This is a genomic window from Kitasatospora sp. NPDC096077 (assembly GCF_040303245.1).
Classification (GTDB): Bacteria; Actinomycetota; Actinomycetes; order Streptomycetales; family Streptomycetaceae; genus Kitasatospora.
The window spans coordinates 1-18,243 of sequence record NZ_JBEOSV010000087.1; the positions used below are offsets into that span (position 1 = coordinate 1).

Sequence of the window (18,243 nt, forward strand, 5' to 3'; positions counted from 1 at the left end):
CCCCGCCGCGCCGCGGGCCTTCTTTCTCCCGCCCCGTCCGGCGCGGGCGCCGGCTCCTCCCCCGGCCCCCCCGCCTGCCGGTCCGGCAGGCGGGCGGACCGTGGGGTCGGGGCTACCCGGCGGCGACCGCCCCGGCCGGTGCCGGGTGGCCCTCCGCGATGAACGCCCGCCAGAGCCGGGCGTACGTCCCGTCCAGAGCGAGCAGTTCGGTGTGGGTGCCGTCCTCGACCACCCGGCCGTGGTTCAGCACGACCACCCGGTCCGCACGTTCGGCGGTGGTCAGGCGATGGGCGATGACCAGGGTGGTCCGGCCGCCGCTGAGCCGCTCCGCGGCCCGGTTGACCGCGGCCTCGGTGGCCAGGTCGAGCGCCGCGGTGGCCTCGTCCAGCAGCAGGATGTCCGGGTCGACCAGTTCGGCCCGGGCCAGTGCGATCAGCTGGCGCTGGCCTGCCGAAAGGTTTCGCCCACGGCCCGCGACCTCGTGCTCGTAGCCGTCCGACAGCCCGACGATCATCTCGTGGGCGCCGACCGCCCGGGCCGCCGCCTCCACCTCGGCCGCCGAGGCGTCCGGTCGGCCGTAGGCGATCGCCTCGCGGACCGTGCCCGCGAACAGGTAGGCCTCCTGCGGCACCACGCCCAGGCGGTGGCGGTACTGGGCCAGGTCGTACCGGGTGAGGTCCACCCCGTCCACCCGGACGGTGCCCGCGGTGGCGTCGTAGAACCGCGCCACCAGCTTGACCAGCGTCGACTTGCCCGCGCCGGTCTCACCGACCAGCGCCACCGTCTGACCCGCGGGTATCCGCAGGTCGACACCGCTCAGCACGTCCGGGGCCCCGTCCGCGCCGCCGTTGTAGGCGAAGCCGACGCCCTCGAAGCTGATCTCGCCGCGCAGGCCCTCCGGCACCGGGACCGGGTCGGCCGCCTCGGCCGTGGTGGTCGGGGTGCGCAGCAGTTCCCGGATCCGGCCGAGACCCACCGCGGCCTGCTGGTAGCCGTCGAACACCTGGGACAGCTGGTTGACCGGGGCGAAGAACAGGTCGATGTAGAGCAGGTACGCGACCAGCGCGCCGACCGTCAGCGTTCCCGCGTCCACCCGGGCGGCGCCCACGATCAGCACCAGCGCGGCGGCCACGCTGGAGAGGAACTGGACGAACGGGAAGTACAGCGAGATGTAGAACTGCGCCCGGACCCGGGCCTCGCGGTAGGCGATGCCACGCGCCACGAAGCGGTCCGTGTTGGTGTCCAGCCGACGGAAGGCCTGGACGATCCGCATGCCGGCCACGTTCTCCTGCAGGTCGGCGTTGACCGTGCTGATCAGGTCGCGGGAGCGCTCGTACTGGTCCTTGGACTTCTTGCGGAACACCAGGGTGGCGACCACCAGCAGCGGCAGCACCGCGAAGACCACCAGGGCCAGGCCGGCGTCGATGACCAGCAGGGCCGCGAAGATCCCGGCGAAGGTCAGCAGGCTGACCACCGCGGTGACCATGCCGGTCTGCAGGAACGACGTCAGCGAGTCCAGGTCGGTGGTCATCCGGGTCATGATCCGGCCGGTCAGCTCGCGCTCGTAGTAGTCCAGGCCGAGCCGGTTGAGGTGGGCGAAGATCTTGAGCCGGAGGGTGTAGAGCACCCGCTCGCCGGTACGGCCGCTGACCAGGTTCTCGCTGCTCTGCACCAGCCAGTCCAGCAGGACCACGACCAGGGCGATGACCGAGGCCACCGCGACGCCGGACATCAGGCCCTTGCGGACGCCCTCGTCGATGCCGTGCCGGATCAGCACCGGCAGCACCAGGCCGGCGGCCGCGTCGAGGGCGACCAGCAGGAAGGCGATCAGCAGCGGGGTGCGGAAGGGGCGCAGCAGGCGGCCGAGGCTGAAGTCGGGGTCACCGGCCTCGGCTTCGGCGCGGGGGACGGCGGGGACGTCGGCGGCCGGCGGGAGGGCGGCGACCTTGGCCAGCAGGTCGGGGTCGGCGGTGCGGGCGGCCTTGGCGAGGGCGGGGGTGGGGAGTTCGGGGGTCTGCCTGCGGTCCGGCCGGCCCTGTTCCTGCTGCGCGGGCCGCTCGTGCCCGGTCGTCGGCCGGTCCTTCGCGGGCTGCTCGGTCGCGGGCTGCGGCTCGGGGGTGCGGCCGGCCTCGGGGTCGGTGATCAGGGCCCGGTACTGGGGACATCGGGCTTCGAGTTCCTCGTGCGTACCGAGGTCCAGCAGTCGGCCGTGGTCCAGGACGGCGATCCGGTCGGCGAGCTGGAGGGTCGAACGGCGGTGGGCGATCAGCAGCGTGGTGCGGCCGGTCATCACCGAGCGCAGCGCGTCGTGGATCTCCGCCTCGACCTGCGGGTCGACGGCCGAGGTGGCGTCGTCCAGCAGCAGGATCCCGGGGTCGGTGAGGATCGCCCGGGCCAGGGCGATGCGCTGGCGCTGGCCGCCGGAGAGGGTCAGGCCCTGCTCGCCGACCTTGGTCTCGTAGCCCTCCGGCAGCGCCCGGACGAACTCGTCGGCCTGGGCGGCGCGGGCGGCGGCGACGACCTGCTCATCGGTGGCGTCCGGGCGGCCGTAGGCGATGTTGGTGCGGACCGATTCCGAGAAGAGGAAGCTCTCCTCGGGGACGATGCCGACCGCCGCCCGGACCGAGTCCAGGGTGAGGTCGCGCAGGTCGTGGCCGTAGAGGCGGACCGCGCCGACCGCCGGATCGTAGAAGCGGGGCACCAGCTGGGCCACCGTCGACTTGCCGGAGCCGGAGGCGCCCACCAGGGCGAGGGTCTCGCCGGGGGCCAGCCGCAGGCTGAGGCCGTGCAGGACGGGGGCGGGGTGCTCGGGGTCGTATCGGAACTCGACCTGGTCGAACTCCAGGGCCACGTCGGGGGTCCGGGGGCCGGTCGTGGCGGCGCCGGCGTCGGAGCTGTCGGCGTCGGAGCGGCGGGTGTCGGCGTCGGAGCCGCCGGCCGAGGCGGTGGCGCCCCGGGTGAGGTCCAGCGCGACCGCGTCCGGGCGCTCCTGCACCAGCGGACGCTCGTCGATCAGCTGCAGGACCCGCTCCACACCCGCCCGGGCCTGCTGGCCGACCGTGATGACCATGGTCAGCATCCGCACCGGACCGGTCATCTGCGCGACGTACGTGGAGAAGGCGACGAAGGTCCCGAGCGAGACCCGCCCGTCGACGGCCAGCCAGCCGCCGAAGGCCAGCACCGCGACCTGGGCCAGGGCCGGTATCGCCTGCATCGCCGGGTTGTAGCGGGCGTTGAGGCGTATCGAGCGGAGCCGGGCGGCGAACAGGTTGTGGGAGACCTGCTCCAGCTTGTCCCGCTCCTGCGCCTCCTGGCCGAAGCCCTTGACCACCCGGACGCCGCCGATCGCGCCGTCCACCACGCCAGCGACGGCGGCCGCCTCCTGCTGGGCGGCCCAGGTGGCCGGGAACAGGCGCTTGCGGCTGCGCACGCTGACCCACCACAGGGCCGGGGCCATGACCAGGGCGATCAGGGTCAGCGGCGCGGACAGCCAGACCATCACGCCCACCGACATGACGAACATCAGCAGGTAGCCGGTCATCATCGGCAGCATCGACAGCAGGCCGTTGATCAGCTGGAGGTCGGAGGTCGCACGCCCCACCACCTGGCCGGTGTCCAGCCGGTCCTGCCGGTGACCGTCGAGCCGGCCGAGCGAGCGGAACAGGTCGCTGCGCATGTCGTGCTGAACGTCGAGGGCCAGCTGGCCGCCGTAGTAGCGGCGGACCTGGGTGCAGCCGAAGACCACCACGGCCGCCACCAGCAGCACCACGGCCCATGGGGTCAGCGAGCGGGTGTGGGCGACGATGACGTCGTCGATGATCAGCTTGGTGACCAGCGGCACCAGCGCGGTGACGGCCATGCCGAGCAGCGAGGCGCCGAAGGCCAGCAGCAGGCTCCGGCGCGACCGCCAGCTGTAGCCGATCAGGCGGCGCAGCCAGCCGTCCGGCCGGGTCGCGGAGGTGTCCACTCCCGGGCTGCCGTTCGCTCCCAGGTCGGCGTTCGCCCCCGGGTCAGCATTCGCACCCGGCTCGGGGCGCGGGTCGGCGGTGTGCGGGCCGTCACCGGGGGCCTCCCGGTTCGAGCCGGGGGCCGGTGGGCCGCTCGGGGATTGCTCCACCATGGATCCGTGAGTCTCGGGCATATTTAGGGATGCTAACCATTTCATCGGGTGGCCGCCATGGTTTTTCCGGCCGCACGAGGCGGTCGGGACTGACTCCGGGCGGCCCGGATCGTCCGGTCCGGCGGACTGGGCAACAGCCTGCGGCCAGCGGTGATTCCCGATCGCGCGCGGCTGCGACCCAACGGTGCGCCTCTGCCTCAAGCGTCGCCGACGACCCGGCACCCGCCCAGCGGCCCGGGGGCGGGCGGGCGCCGTCCTTTGGACCTAGGCCCTGTCCGGCCGGCCACGGGCGGTCCCGGCCAAGGGGCGCGGGCGAACCGGCGGGCTCGGCGCCGCGGTCTAGGAGTCGGTGGACCCGGAGCCCAGCGAGCCAACGGGGCCGGAGCCGGAGCCGGCCGGACCGGCGGTCGACTCCGCCGCCGCCGCGAACGCACCGTGGGCGAGGGTGTGCAGCAGCGCGGCCATGCCGTCGCGCTGGAGTCCGGCGCGCTCGCCCTGGGCCGGGTTCGGGCCGAGGCTGTGCGGGGTCGAGTTGATCAGGCCGAAGACCGCGTGCACGGCGGCCCGCGCCACCGGTTCGGCAGCGGGGGCGGCGAGCGGCGGATGGGCCTGCCGGACCACGTCCACCCACAGCTCCACATAGCCGCGCTGAAGCCGACGGACGGTACGGCGGTCCTCCTCCTTGAGGTTCAGCAGCTCGCGGTCGTGCAGGGTGATCAGGTCGCGGTCGTTCAGCGCGAAGTCGACGTGGCCGCTGATCAGCGCGTCCAGCGCGGCGGCCGGGCCGTCGCCGCCACCCGCCCGGCGGCGCCCCTCCTCCAGCAGGCGCTCACTGATGCCGATCAGCAGGTCGGCCAGCATCGCGTCCTTGCCGGCGAAGTGACGGTAGAGGCCGGGGCCGCTGATGCCCACGGCCTTGCCGATCTCGTCCACGCCCACACCGAGGAAGCCCCGGGCGGCGAACAGCCGGGCGGCCTCCTTGCGGATCTGGTCGCGGCGTGGGAGCGCGGAGGCTGCGGGGACGTTCGGCATGCTGCCCATCGTAGACAGTCGGGTTATCGACCGTTAACCTGGGCGCGTAAGTTAACGTTAATTAACGTGTGGGACCACGGGCGCACCGCACACGGCCCGCCCGCCTGCTGCCGAGGGCAAGGGAGCTCTTGGGAATGGTCATCTCAACCACCGGCTCGCCCTCCGGCGTCCGGTTCAGCGCAGCGAACGGCACCGCGGCCGCGCCGGGCGCCGTATCTCCGGGAGCCGCCGCTCCGGCTCCCCGGCTCGGCACCTCCGCCGACCCGGGCTCCGCGGCCTACCGGGCCAACACCGAGGCGCACCAGGCCCTGGTCGCCGAACTGCGCGCGAAGCTCGACGCGGCCGCCCTCGGCGGCGGCGCCAAGGCCCGCGCCCGGCACACCTCGCGCGGCAAGCTCCTCCCCCGCGACCGGGTGGACACCCTGCTCGACCCGGCCTCGCCGTTCCTGGAGCTGGCCCCGCTGGCCGCCGACGGGATGTACGACGGCGCCGCGCCCGCGGCCGGGGTGATCGCCGGGGTCGGCCGGGTCGCCGGACGCGAGGTGGTGGTGGTCGCCAACGACGCCACCGTCAAGGGCGGCACCTACTACCCGATGACGGTGAAGAAGCACCTGCGCGCCCAGGAGGTCGCGCTGGAGAACCGCCTCCCCTGCATCTACCTGGTGGACTCCGGCGGCGCCTTCCTCCCGATGCAGGACGAGGTCTTCCCGGACCGCGACCACTTCGGCCGGATCTTCTACAACCAGGCCCGGCTCTCGGCCGCGGGCATCCCGCAGATCGCCGCGGTGCTCGGCTCCTGCACGGCCGGCGGCGCCTACGTCCCGGCGATGAGCGACCAGGCGGTGATCGTCCGCAACCAGGGCACGATCTTCCTGGGCGGACCGCCGCTGGTGAAGGCCGCCACCGGCGAGGTGGTCACCGCCGAGGAGCTGGGCGGCGGCGAGCTGCACTCCCGCACCTCGGGCGTGACGGACCACCTGGCCGAGGACGACGCCCACGCCCTCTCCATCGTCCGCACCATCGTGTCCGGGCTCGGCCCGCGGTCGGCCAAGCCGTGGCCGCTCACCCCGGTCGAGCCCCCGGCCGTCGACCCGGCCGGCCTGTACGGTGCCGTCCCGGTCGACCCGCGCACGCCCTACGACGTGCGCGAGGTGATCGCCCGGCTGGTCGACGGCAGCCGCTTCGCCGAGTTCAAGGCCGAGTACGGCGCGACCCTGGTCACTGGCTTCGCCCGGATCCACGGCCACCCGGTCGGCATCGTCGCCAACAACGGCGTGCTGTTCTCCGAATCGGCCCTCAAGGGCGCCCACTTCATCGAATTGTGCGACCAGCGCGGCATCCCCCTCCTCTTCCTGCAGAACATCACCGGCTTCATGGTCGGCCGGCAGTACGAGGCGGGCGGCATCGCCAAGCACGGCGCCAAGATGGTCAACGCCGTCGCCTGCACCCGGGTCCCGAAGCTGACCGTGGTGGTCGGCGGCTCGTACGGGGCCGGCAACTACTCGATGTGCGGCCGGGCCTACTCACCCCGCTTCCTGTGGATGTGGCCGGGCGCCAAGATCTCCGTGATGGGCGGCGAACAGGCGGCCTCCGTCCTGGCCACCGTCCGTCGCGACCAGTTGGAGGGACACGGCGAGGAGTGGCCGGCCGAGGCGGAGGAGGAGTTCAAGCGCCCGGTCCGCGAGCAGTACGAGCGGCAGGGCAACGCCTACTACGCCACCGCCCGGCTCTGGGACGACGGTGTGATCGACCCGATGGACACCCGCACCGTCGTCGGGCTCGCCCTCACCGCCTGCGCCAACGCCCCGCTCGCAGCGCCCGCTCCGTACGGCGTCTTCCGCATGTGACGCCGTCCGCCGGCGCGTTCGCCCGGTGGCCGCTCCGCCGCCCGGCGGGTGCTCCCACCGCCCGGTGACCGCTCCGATGTGATCCCTCCCTTCCGGGTGTGACTCCTGCGGCGCCGGCCCGACGACCGGGTCGGCGCCTCGACCGCCCACCGCCACCTCCTACTCACGGCTCCCCTCGACCCGGAGGAACGCCTCCCATGTTCGACACAGTTCTGGTCGCCAACCGCGGCGAGATCGCGCTGCGGGTGATCCGCACCCTGCGGCGGCTCGGCGTCCGCTCGGTCGCCATGTTCAGCGACGCGGACGCCGACGCGCCGCACGTCCGCGAGGCCGACGTCGCGGTCCGGCTCGGCCCGGCCGACCGCAGCGACAGCTCCGCGGCCGAGACCTACCTGCGCACCGACCAGATCCTCGCCGCCGCCCGCCGCACCGGCGCCCAGGCCGTCCACCCCGGTTACGGCTTCCTCGCCGAGAACCCCGGCTTCGCCCGCGCCTGCGCCGACGCGGGCCTCGTCTTCATCGGACCACCTCCCGGTGCGGTCGAGCTGATGGGTGACAAGATCAACGCCAAGGAGGCCGTCCGGACCGCCGGCGTCCCCGTGGTCCCCGGCAGCCAGGCCACCGCGCCCACCGACGAGGACCTCGTCGCCGCCGCCGACGAGATCGGCTACCCCGTCCTGCTCAAGCCCTCCGCCGGTGGTGGCGGAAAGGGCATGCGCCTGGTGCGGGACCCGGCCGAGCTGCCCACCGAGATCGCCGCCGCCCGCCGCGTCGCCCGGACCGCGTTCGGTGACGACACCCTGCTGCTGGAGCGCTGGGTCGACCGGCCGCGCCACATCGAGGTGCAGGTGCTGGCCGACGCCCACGGCACCACCGTCCACCTCGGCGAGCGCGAGTGCAGCCTGCAGCGCCGCCACCAGAAACTGATCGAAGAGGCTCCCTCCGTTCTGCTCAATGCGGAGACCCGCGCCGCGATGGGCGCCGCGGCCGTCCGCGCCGCCGAGTCCTGCGGCTACACCGGGGCCGGCACCGTGGAGTTCATCGTCCCCGGCATCGACCCGGACGCCCCCGCCTCCGCCGCCGAGGGGGTGCGGGACTTCTTCTTCATGGAGATGAACACCCGCCTCCAGGTCGAACACCCCGTCACCGAACTCGCCGTCGCCGTCGGGCCGGACGCAGCCCGACTGGACCTGGTCGAGTGGCAACTGCGCGTCGCCTCGGGCGAGCCGCTCTCCTTCACCCAGTCCGACATCTCCTTCCTGGGCCACGCCATCGAGGCCCGCATCTGCGCCGAGGACCCGGAACGGGACTTCCTGCCCACCGGCGGTCGCATCCTCACCCTGGACGAGCCCCGGGGCGAGGGCATCCGCGTCGACTCCGGGGTCGCCCCCGGAACCGTCGTCACCAGCGCCTACGACCCGATGCTCGCCAAGGTCATCGCGTACGGGCCCGACCGCCCGACCGCGCTGCGCCGGCTCCGCGCCGCGCTGGCCGACACCCGCATCCTGGGTGTCACCACCAACACCGGCTTCCTGCGCCGACTGCTCGCCCACCCCGAGGTCGTCGCCGGCCGACTGGACACCGGCCTGGTGGAACAGACGGCCCAGCAGCAGCCGGCCCTGCTCGTGGCGCCCCACTCGCCGTCGAACGCGGCGGCGTCGTCGGTCGCGGCGGCGACGTCGAGCGCGGCGACATCGGACACGGCCACCCCGGAAGCGACCGCCCCGACCGGGGCCGCGGACCTGGACGCCGTCGCGGCAACCGAATCGCCGTCACCTGCCCACCTCCTCTACTTCGCGGCCGCGCTGGCGCGGCACCTGGAACTCACCCCGGCCGCCGACCCCGGCGGCTGGACCGACCCGTTCTCCCTTCCCTCCGGCTGGCGCCTGGGCGGCACCCCCGCCTGGACCACCCACCGACTCCGTACCCCCGGCCAGGATCCGGTCTCGGTGCGCATCCGTTCGATCACTGCGGGCAACGTAACCCACCCCACTGACAACTCCCCCGGGAGCGCCCACGAGGTGGAGCTCCGGCTCGACGCCGGCCCGGTGCACCGCGCCCGCGCGACTCTGGCGGCCGACCGGTTGCACCTGACCGTCGACGGCCTGCAGACCGCGTTCGCCCTGGCCACCGACGCCACCCCCGGTCTCGCGGGCGGCCCGGTGACCTGGCTCGGCGTCGAGGGCGACGCCTGGCCGATGCACGGCTACGACCCGGTCGTCGAGAGCGCCGCCGGGGCCTCGGCGCACCACGGCGCGCTGACCGCCCCGATGCCCGGCACCGTCACGGTCGTCAAGACCACGGCGGGCGAGACGGTCCGCAAGGGCCAGCCCCTGCTCGTGCTGGAGGCCATGAAGATGGAACACGTGATCGCCGCACCGCACGACGGCGTGGTCGCCGAGTTGCGGGCCACCGCGGGCGCCACCGTCGCGATGGAGGACCTGCTGGTCGTGGTGGCCCCGGCCGAGACGGCCGCCGAGCCCGTGGAGGTGCGGTCATGACGTCCCAGGAGCGCCCGGGCCGGGAGACCCCGGCCCGCGAGCCCGACACCCTCGACCTCGGCCTGCCCTCCCCGGTCCGCGCCCCCGGCCTGCCCGAGGAGGTCCGGATCCACGAGGTCGGACCGCGCGACGGGCTGCAGAACGAGAGCTCCCTGGTGCCCGTCGAGGTCAAGGCGGAGTTCATCGGCCGACTCGCCGCCGTCGGGCTGCGGACCGTCGAGGCGACCAGCTTCGTTCACCCGAAATGGGTACCCCAGCTCGCCGACGCCGAGGACCTGATGCCCCGGCTCGCCGACCTTCCGGACCGCCACCCCGGCCTGCGGCTGCCGGTCCTGGTGCCCAACGAGCGCGGCCTCGACCGCGCGCTGGCCCACCACGCCACCGACATCGCGGTGTTCGCCAGCGCCACCGAGACCTTCGCCCGGCGCAACCTCAACCGCTCGGCGGACGAGGCCATGGCGATGTTCCGCCCGGTCGTGACCCGCGCCGCCGAGGCCGGGGTCACGGTCCGCGGCTACCTCTCGATGTGCTTCGGCGACCCCTGGGAGGGGCCCGTCCCGGTCGACCAGGTGGTCCGGTACGGCGTGCAACTGCTGGAGATGGGCTGCGCGGAGCTGAGCCTCGGCGACACCATCGGCGTGGCCACACCCGGCCAGGTCGGCGCCCTGCTGGGTGGCTTCGCCGAGGCCGGCGTGCCCGTCGGCCGGCTCGCCGTGCACTTCCACGACACCTACGGCCAGGCGCTCAGCAACACCCTGGCGGCGCTGCGCGAGGGCGTCACCACGGTGGACGCCTCGGCCGGCGGCCTGGGCGGCTGCCCGTACGCGAAGAGCGCCACCGGCAACCTGGCCACCGAAGACCTGGTGTGGATGCTGCACGGACTCGGCATCCGGACCGGTGTCGACCTGCGCGCGCTGGTCGCGACCAGCGGCTGGATGGCCGAGCGCCTCGGCCGGCCGAGCCCCTCCCGCACCGTCCAGGCGCTGCTCGGCACCACCCTGGGCTGACCGCTCCCCCACCGGGGCCGGCCTTCCCCGCCCGGGGCCGGCGCCCGGACGCCCCGTCGTCCGCCTTCTTCCGTCTCCATCCACGTTCATCCGCCAACCACACCGTGCGACCGTCACACCGTCAGACGGACGCCGGTCATCCGCTCACCGCCCGCGGCCACCCCGGCCGGGCACCAGGAGGATCAGATGCTCGACCACCGGCTCAGCAGCGAGTACGAGGAACTGCGGCGCACCGTCGCCGAGTTCGCCAAGGACGTGGTGGCGCCGAAGATCGGCGAGTTCTACGAGCGGGAGGAGTTCCCGTACGAGATCGTCCGCGAGATGGGGCGGATGGGCCTGTTCGGTCTGCCCTTCCCGGAGGAGTACGGCGGCATGGGCGGCGACTACTTCGCGCTCGGCCTCGTCCTGGAGGAACTCGCCCGCGTGGACTCCTCGGTGGCGATCACCCTGGAGGCCGCCGTCTCGCTCGGTGCGATGCCGATCCACCGCTTCGGCACCGAGGAGCAGAAGCGCGAGTGGCTGCCCCGGCTGACCTCGGGCGAGCTCCTCGGCGCCTTCGGCCTCACCGAACCCGAGGGCGGTTCGGACGCCGGGGCCACCCGCACCACCGCGCGGTACGACGAGGCCACCGACGAGTGGGTCATCAACGGCACCAAGTGCTTCATCACCAACTCCGGCACCGACATCACCGGACTGGTCACCGTCACCGCGCTCACCGAACCGCTCGCTCGTTCGAGTGAAGAAGGCGAATTCCGCTCGCCTGTACGGGAGATCTCCTCCATCATCGTGCCCACCGGGACCCCCGGGTTCCAGGTCTCGAAGAAGTACTCCAAGGTCGGGTGGAACGCATCCGACACCCGCGAACTGTCCTTCACCGACTGCCGCGTCCCCGCGGCCAACCTGCTGGGCGAGCGTGGCCGAGGCTACGCCCAGTTCCTGCGGATCCTCGACGAGGGCCGCATCGCGATCGCGGCCCTGGCCACCGGCCTGGCCCAGGGCTGCGTCGACGAGTCCGTCAAGTACGCCGGCACCCGGCGGGCCTTCGGCCACCCGATCGGTGCCAACCAGGCCATCCAGTTCAAGCTTGCCGACATGGAGCTGCGCGCCCACACCTCCCGCCTGGCCTGGCGGGACGCCGCTTCCCGACTGCTGCACGGCGAACCGTTCAAGAAGGAGGCCGCGATCGCGAAGCTGTACTCGTCCGAGGCCGCCGTCGACAACGCCCGCGAGGCGACCCAGATCCACGGCGGGTACGGCTTCATGAACGAATTCCCGGTCGCCCGCTTCTGGCGCGACTGCAAGATTCTCGAGATCGGGGAGGGCACGTCCGAAGTCCAGCGCATGCTCATCGCCCGGCAGCTCGGCGTCACTTCGTGACGATCCCTTCCTGAGGGTCACCTCCTGAGCCGAGCCGACCGGGCCGACCCACCGCTCCGCAACGGGTGTTGAGGAGCCGACCGAACAAGCCCAGGGACGCACCGGGGCGGCGCAGGCCGCCACGGGAGGCACAGGAGGAGACCCCGGAGGAGGCATCAGGATCAGCAACAGGCAAGGCGTTCAAGGGGTTTGGCCGAAGCTCACGGGCATCCGCGGAACCCTCAGGGGATCACGATCACCGGACGGTTGGCCCGCCGCGCCAGCCGCCCGGAGACCGAGCCGAAGATCTTGCCGAGCAAGCCGTGCGTCGTGCCGACGACGATCGCGTCGGCGGCGTACTCACGGCCGACCTCCTCGATCTCGTGGCAGATGTCGCCGCCCCGCTCGATCAGGATCCACGGCACCCCCGCGAGGAAGTCCGCACAGGCGAGCTCCAGGCCGAGCACCTCCGTGCGGTGGTCCGGAAGGTCGACGAAGACGGGAGGTTCACAGCCTGCCCAGACCGTGGCGGGCAGACGGTTGGCGACGTGCACGATCACCAGGCCGCACTGCGACCTGCGGGCCATGCCGACCGCGTAGGCGAGGGCGCGCTCGCTCGACAGCGAACCGTCGAAGCCGACCACGACGCCGTGCTGGAACACCGGATCGAGGACGCGCCCGGGCGCATCCTTCCCCGACGGCCCGGTGTGCCCGCCGACGTGGCCGGACGCCGTGTCCGGACGATCGGCGCCGGGGCCGGGGCCGGGGTGGCCCGTCACCGGGGACTCCGCAGCGGCGCCCGGCCGCCCGTCGCGCCGCTGGCGGGGCGCTGAGTGGTCACGGCGGGCGAGGCCGGCCCGGCGGAGGCTGCGCAGAGCCCTCGCCAGGCCTCGCGGTTCGGGCTGCTCGTGGTTCGCGGCGACGGGTCGGGCCGCTTCGCCGGCACCGGTCCGCTCGCGGTCCGATCCACCGACCGACCCACGGCCGTGCGGGAGTTCGGCGTGCGGGGCAGCGGCTGGACCGTCGGGTGAATCGCGACGCGGGTCGCGCTGCGGGGCTCCGGTCGGCTCGCCGGGTGGGTCGGCCGAGCCGTCACGCCGGCCGGCGAGGTCGGCAGGGTCGGTGAGTTCGGCCGGATCCGCGCGGCCCGCCACATCGGCGCCGTCACCCGGGTCGGCGAGATCGTCCAGGCCTGCGCGGTCGTCCAGGCCTGCGCGGTCGTCCAAGTCGGCGCGGTCGCCCGTACGGCCTTCGGCGTGTCCGTCCGGCCGTTCGTCGCGGCGCTCGTCGGGCTGCCCGTCGACCGGGTCGAGGTGCGGATGGACGCCGTCTTCCCGGGGGCCTGCGCCCGCACTGCGGGACGCGTCCGGTCCGACCGGTCGGGACGACTCAAAACCAGCCATGGCTCACGGCTCTTCAAGGGAGAGGGGCCGACAGGAGAGGACAACGCTGCCCGGGCAGCAGGCCCGCTCACGGGATGACGTCGGTCAGCGCCGCGCAGCACCGTATGTGACCTGTTCCTTTCAGAGTACGACGGGCAAGGGGCCCAGCCCAGCGGCGAAGCCCCGGAGCGACGTTGTTCCCGCGAAAGGAGGATGCGCCCGCCGCGGAAGTGCGCCCTGCCCGCAGGCGATCGCGCCCCCTCCAGAACGGAGGTTCTAAGGAGCTTGACTGAGCGGGCCGGGAGGCGCAACAGGCCCGTGGGACACCGTGACCGGACTGTCATGGATTGGCGACGATCCGTTGCGGCACGTCGCCAACCGTCACGCCCCGCACGTCCCCGTCGGCGCTCCGGTCCGTCCGGGACCACCCCGTCCGTCCGGTGTCCGGGCCGTTTCAGCCACTTCGTACGGCTTCGCGACGCGGTCCGGCATTTGCCAGGTGCATAAGCGCAGCCGCTGGCACCATGCTCGGCATGCCCCTGCTCCTGTTCGACCTCGACAACACGCTGCTCCCCCGGGACGCCGCCTACCGGGCCTGGGCGCAGGACTTCCTGTCCGAACACCGCCTGCCGCCCGGCGACCTGGACTGGTTCGTCACCCTCGACGGCGGCGGCTACGTGCCGCGCAGCACCGTACTGTCCGCCGTTCGGCGCCGCTACGGCCTGGACGCCTCCGTCGAGTTCCTGCTCGCACACTTCCGACGCGGCATCAACTCCCACATCCACTGCCCGACCCGGAACATCGAGGCACTCCGGGCGGCGCGGGCGGCCGGGTGGACGCTCGGAATCGTCTCCAACGGCGGCACCCGACCGCAGTTGGAGAAGATCCGACGGACCGGGCTGGGGCCACTGGTCGACGGCTGGGTGATCTCCGAGGAGGCCGACTGCGTCAAACCGGACCCGCTGATCTTCGAGATAGCCGCCCGGCGGTGCGGCATCCGGCCGACCGGGGACTGGGCGGCGCACACCTGGATGGTCGGGGACCACGCGCCGGCCGACATCGCCGGTGCCGAACTGGCCGGGCTGCGCAGCGTCTGGCTGCACCACGGCCGGCCGTGGGCCGAGGACGGCTACCGGCCGACGCTGAAGGCGGCCGGTCTGCCGGAGGCGGTCGGCCTGGTGCTGTCCGCGCGCAACGCACCCTCGGCCCGGCCGGGAATGCGGCCCGGCGTCCAGGCGGCGGTTCAGGCGGGGGTTCAGGCCGGCGTCCAGGCGGGGGTCCGCGCGGGCGGGCCGGGTCGACGGCAGACGGCCGGGGCCGCGCTCCGCGCGACGGCGCTGCTCGGCTCGCGGCCCGGCGCACGCCCGACGGCATCCGCCCCGGGACGACCGAATGCGCCCGTTCCCGTGGACACCGGGACGGCGGTTGCCGCGGGTTCCGGAGCCGGATCCGGTGTCCGAAACCGATCAGGCGGGTTTGCCGCGAGCGTCGACGGCCTCCAGCGCTCCGGAGCCCCCGGAGAGCCGGGGGCCGGAACGGGCGGCGACCTGCGGTCGGGCGACGGGGCGGCGCCGGGCGCGAACGGCGAACGGCCGGGCGCGACGGCGCGGCCGACGCCCCTGCGTACGGAGGCCGGTGGGGCCAGGGGTACTGGTGGGACCGGCGGTACGCGTGGGGCCGGACTGGCGCGAACCGTGTTCGCCGCGGCACCGGGCACCGCGCCAACTACCCTGGCAGCACGCGCCGTTGCGGTTCCGGTCGGCACGGCACCACGCGCCGCGGGGCCCCTCGCCGCAACACCGGCCCCCGCCACCGCACCCGCCGCGGCGGCGGTCGGCCAGTAGCAGTCGCCCCCGAACCGCATCCACCCCCGAACCCGAACCCGAACTGAACCCGAACCCACCCCGGGGCGCAGCCGACCGCGCTCCCGCCGGTCAGCCGCCCACCGAGGTGCGGCTCCACCAGCAGGTGGGGGCGAGCGCGGTGAAGCCGAGCTTGCGGTAGAGCGGTTCGCCCGCCGAGGTGGCGACCAGGGTGGCCGGGCGATCCGGGTGGACGTGGGCCAGGGCGGTCTGCAGGACGGCCTTGGCCACGCCCTGACCGCGCTGGTCAGGCAGGGTGGCGACCCAGTACACCCCGGTGGCGGTCCCGTCGTCGAAGGTGAGACAGGCGCCCGCCGGCGCACCGTCGATCCGACCCGCCCAGGCCCGGCAGCCGGGTTCGCGCAGCAGCTGCGCCGGGAGGGCGTCACCGCGCACCCAGGGCTGTCGGGCAGGCAGCGGGAAGCCGTCCACGACGGTCCGCTCGACCAGCGCGAAGGCGTCGTCGTCCAGCACCTCATCGACCGTCAGGGTGCCGCCGCCGTGCGCCCGGGAGGCGGCCGGCAGCTCGTCGGCGACGCCCTCGACCGGGCCGGGCTCCCGGGCCATCACGGGCATGATCGGTATCCGGACGGCCCCGAAGCGGGTCAGGTCGAGCCCGCCGTACGGGTCCTCCAGGGTGAAGCGGACGGTCTGCCATTCGTCCAGCAGGTCGGCCAACTGCTGTTCCACATCGGCCGGTTCGGCGTAGGGACGGGTGACCACGAAGCGCTGCGAGTCGTCCGGGGTGCGGGCGCAGCGGACCGCGGTGAGGCCCGGTCGGACGTGGGACCCCCAGCCGTGCACACGGGCTTGGGTGAGCCAGAAGGCGGCGGCGTTGTCGTTGGCCTGTTCGAGCCGGCTGTCGGTGTTCACGGCAGGACGGTAGCCCGGTGGCGGTGCCGCCGGTCGGGCCGTCCGGGCACTGGCCGGATGGAGCCCGGGAGGCGCACGGTCGGCGCCCGTGCGCCCTCTCGTGCACCGCCGATTTTCGGTCAATTTCGCGCCTCGCCCTCCCCCTTGGGCAAATCCGCAGCCCAGACCCGCCTACCGGGCGCCCGGAAGCCGGACGCCCCAGGAACCGCCCCGCGACAACCAGCCACCGTTGCACCGGCCCTCTTCCCAGAAGGGTCGACGGGTGCCACGCTTCGTGATCGAATGCATCACGCCAAATTGCCATGTCGACATAGCGTCGGATGGTGAACTTGTCACAACGGCAACGGTCCACCCGATAGATTTCGATCTTGGCCAGCAGTGCCGCACCACCCACACCACACCACCGAGGGGGCTTGAGCGCCTTGAGCAGGGTGAGCAGGAGCGACGCGGGTCCTGACAGCGGCCAGGCGCCGGCCGGCACCGCGAGTCGGACCGTCAGAAGCACCGGCAACTCCGCGATCGCCGCCACCACCCGCACCTCCGGCACCCCGAGCACCTCGGGCCCCGCCTCGCACTCCTCCTATCCGGTCGTGCCGTCGCCCGCCGGCCACGCCCAGGCCGAACCGGGCGGCCCGCAGTACGGCGGTCCGCAGTACGGCGGTCCACAGCACGGCAGCCCGACGCACGGGAGCGCCGCGCACGGCGGACCGGCACCCTACGGCGCCCCGTCGTACCAGGGCGGCCACCCGAGCCAGCTCGGACAGCCCGTCAGCCGAGGCCCCGTCAGTCCGGCCCAGGCCTACGGCGGCCCCGCCCCGACCTACGGTGGCGAGTACCCGGCCCACCCGGGACACCCCGGGAGCCCGGCCCACGCCGGCACCCCGGGCTACCCCGGTCACCCGGTCTACCCCGCCGGCGGCGCGACCCCCGGGCTGAACGGCACCGGCACCGGCCCGCTCGGCGGCGGCCTCGCCCTGGGCACCGCCCCCGGCCACGGCCCGCTGGGTCACGGCGGGCCGGGCGGCAGCGGCTCCCCGAGTTCCCCCTCGGCGGTCGGCGCCCCGCGCAAGCTGTCCGGCCGGCGCCGCCGGGAGACGGTCGCGGTGCTGATCTTCGGCGGTGCTCCGATCTTCGAGAGCTCCATCCCGCTCTCCGTCTTCGGCGTGGACCGCCAGGACGCCGGGGTCCCCCGCTACCGGCTGCTGGTCTGCGCCGGCGAGGAGGGCCCGCTGGCCACCACCGGCGGCCTGACCCTCTCGGCGCCGTACGGCCTGGAGGCGCTCGCCCGGGCCGGCACGATCGTCGTACCGGCCTGGCGCTCGATCTCCCAGCCGCCGCCGGTCGAGGCGATCACCGCCCTGCGCAAGGCCCACCACGAGGGCGCCCGGATCATCGGCCTGTGCACCGGCGCCTTCGTGCTCGCCGCGGCCGGCCTGCTCGACGGCCGCCCGGCGACCACCCACTGGATGTACGCGCCGACCCTGGCCAAGCGCTACCCGCGGGTGCACGTCGACCCCCGCGAGCTGTTCGTGGACGACGGCGACGTGCTGACCTCGGCCGGCACCGCCGCCGGGATCGACCTGTGCCTGCACGTGGTGCGCAGCGACCACGGCGCCGAGGCCGCCAACGCGCTGGCCCGCCGCCTGGTGGTGCCCAGTCGCCGCAGCGGCGGAGGACAGGCCCAGTACATCGATCAGTCTTTACCGGAGGAGATCGGCAACGACCCGTTGGCCGAGGTGGTCACCTGGGCGCTGGAGAACCTCAACCAGCAGTTCGACGTCGAGGTGCTGGCGGCCCGCGCCTACATGAGCCGGCGCACCTTCGACCGCCGCTTCCGCACGCTCACCGGCAGTGCGCCGCTGCAGTGGCTGATCACCCAGCGGGTGCTCCAGGCGCAGCGGCTGCTGGAGACCTCGGAGCTGTCGGTGGACGACGTGGCGCGCCGGTGCGGGTTCCGGTCGCCGGTCGCGCTGCGCGGGCACTTCCGCCGTCAGCTCGGGGTCTCCCCGGCCGCGTACCGGACCAGCTACCGGGCCCGTCGGCCCGGGCAGCAGGCACCGACGCCCGCCGGGGCGCACGGGGCCGACCTCCGGCTGCCCGGCGCGCTGCAGCACGCGGCGGCCGCGGCCGCCGCGGCGGCAGGCGGGCCGTTCGGCGCCGGGGTGCACGGCGGTCCGCAGGCCCACCCGTTCCCGGCCGGTCCGGGCGCGCAGGTGCCGGGCGGCCAGCCGGGCCAGCACGGGCAGCCCGGTCCGTACGGTCC

At 74.0% G+C, this 18,243-nt stretch carries 9 protein-coding genes and 1 pseudogene; 6 read left to right on the forward strand and 4 right to left on the reverse strand.

Annotated elements, in window-relative coordinates; all coding sequences use genetic code 11:
• Window positions 1-112: 112 nt before the first annotated feature.
• Together ABTZ03_RS39565 and ABTZ03_RS39570 are read right to left on the reverse strand one after the other, a co-directional pair.
• The gene (locus tag ABTZ03_RS39565; RefSeq protein WP_350518069.1) at window positions 113-4,141 is read right to left on the reverse strand and encodes an ABC transporter ATP-binding protein; all 4,029 of its coding nucleotides are present in this window, start codon (window positions 4,139-4,141) and stop codon (window positions 113-115) included.
• Between the two features lie 318 nt (window positions 4,142-4,459).
• On the reverse strand, window positions 4,460-5,152 hold the full coding sequence (locus ABTZ03_RS39570) for an SACE_7040 family transcriptional regulator (RefSeq protein WP_350518070.1): 693 nt from the start codon (window positions 5,150-5,152) through the stop codon (window positions 4,460-4,462).
• A gap of 134 nt (window positions 5,153-5,286) precedes the next feature.
• On the opposite strand from ABTZ03_RS39570, the gene ABTZ03_RS39575 reads away from it, so the two are divergent.
• The 4 genes from ABTZ03_RS39575 to ABTZ03_RS39590 all read left to right on the forward strand — a co-directional run bounded on the left by ABTZ03_RS39575 (window position 5,287) and on the right by ABTZ03_RS39590 (window position 11,884).
• A complete protein-coding gene (locus ABTZ03_RS39575; protein ID WP_350518071.1) occupies window positions 5,287-6,999 on the forward strand; it encodes a carboxyl transferase domain-containing protein in 1,713 nt (570 codons plus the stop codon).
• 197 nt (window positions 7,000-7,196) lie between these two features.
• Window positions 7,197-9,500 carry an acetyl/propionyl/methylcrotonyl-CoA carboxylase subunit alpha gene (locus ABTZ03_RS39580; protein ID WP_350518072.1) on the forward strand — a complete coding sequence of 768 codons (2,304 nt, stop codon included), beginning with the start codon at window positions 7,197-7,199 and terminating at the stop codon, window positions 9,498-9,500.
• Entirely contained in the window at window positions 9,497-10,507 is a 1,011-nt protein-coding gene (locus ABTZ03_RS39585) for a hydroxymethylglutaryl-CoA lyase (RefSeq protein WP_350518073.1), read from the forward strand. The genes ABTZ03_RS39580 and ABTZ03_RS39585 overlap by 4 nt, the downstream gene beginning before the upstream one ends.
• 186 nt (window positions 10,508-10,693) lie before the next feature.
• Window positions 10,694-11,884 (forward strand): acyl-CoA dehydrogenase family protein, encoded by a 1,191-nt coding sequence (locus ABTZ03_RS39590; RefSeq protein ID WP_350518074.1) that lies wholly within the window; start codon window positions 10,694-10,696, stop codon window positions 11,882-11,884.
• A 221-nt stretch (window positions 11,885-12,105) separates the two neighbouring features.
• Here the strand turns inward: ABTZ03_RS39590 and ABTZ03_RS39595 are convergent, their stop codons facing one another.
• The gene (locus ABTZ03_RS39595; protein ID WP_350518094.1) at window positions 12,106-12,642 is read right to left on the reverse strand and encodes a universal stress protein; all 537 of its coding nucleotides are present in this window, start codon (window positions 12,640-12,642) and stop codon (window positions 12,106-12,108) included.
• 1,136 nt (window positions 12,643-13,778) lie between these two features.
• Between ABTZ03_RS39595 and ABTZ03_RS39600 the strand changes: the two genes are divergently transcribed.
• The gene (locus ABTZ03_RS39600) at window positions 13,779-15,089 is read left to right on the forward strand and encodes an HAD-IA family hydrolase (protein ID WP_350518075.1); all 1,311 of its coding nucleotides are present in this window, start codon (window positions 13,779-13,781) and stop codon (window positions 15,087-15,089) included.
• A 90-nt stretch (window positions 15,090-15,179) separates the two neighbouring features.
• Here the strand turns inward: ABTZ03_RS39600 and ABTZ03_RS39605 are convergent, their stop codons facing one another.
• Entirely contained in the window at window positions 15,180-15,980 is an 801-nt protein-coding gene (locus ABTZ03_RS39605; RefSeq protein WP_350518076.1) for a GNAT family N-acetyltransferase, read from the reverse strand.
• A 1,001-nt stretch (window positions 15,981-16,981) separates the two neighbouring features.
• On the opposite strand from ABTZ03_RS39605, the pseudogene ABTZ03_RS39610 reads away from it, so the two are divergent.
• Window positions 16,982-18,035 (forward strand): annotated as a pseudogene (locus tag ABTZ03_RS39610) (helix-turn-helix domain-containing protein); the annotation flags it as partial.
• Between the last annotated feature and the right edge of the window lie 208 nt (window positions 18,036-18,243).

What these genes read in the sequence shown, in the direction of transcription:
- ABTZ03_RS39575 (WP_350518071.1), top strand. Translation starts at nt 5,287, where the DNA reads ATGGTCATCTCAACCACCGGCTCGCCCTCCGGCGTCCGGTTCAGCGCA.
- ABTZ03_RS39565 (WP_350518069.1), bottom strand. Translation starts at nt 4,141, where the DNA reads ATGCCCGAGACTCACGGATCCATGGTGGAGCAATCCCCGAGCGGCCCA.
- ABTZ03_RS39585 (WP_350518073.1), top strand. Translation starts at nt 9,497, where the DNA reads ATGACGTCCCAGGAGCGCCCGGGCCGGGAGACCCCGGCCCGCGAGCCC.
- ABTZ03_RS39580 (WP_350518072.1), top strand. Translation starts at nt 7,197, where the DNA reads ATGTTCGACACAGTTCTGGTCGCCAACCGCGGCGAGATCGCGCTGCGG.
- ABTZ03_RS39590 (WP_350518074.1), top strand. Translation starts at nt 10,694, where the DNA reads ATGCTCGACCACCGGCTCAGCAGCGAGTACGAGGAACTGCGGCGCACC.
- ABTZ03_RS39570 (WP_350518070.1), bottom strand. Translation starts at nt 5,152, where the DNA reads ATGCCGAACGTCCCCGCAGCCTCCGCGCTCCCACGCCGCGACCAGATC.
- ABTZ03_RS39600 (WP_350518075.1), top strand. Translation starts at nt 13,779, where the DNA reads ATGCCCCTGCTCCTGTTCGACCTCGACAACACGCTGCTCCCCCGGGAC.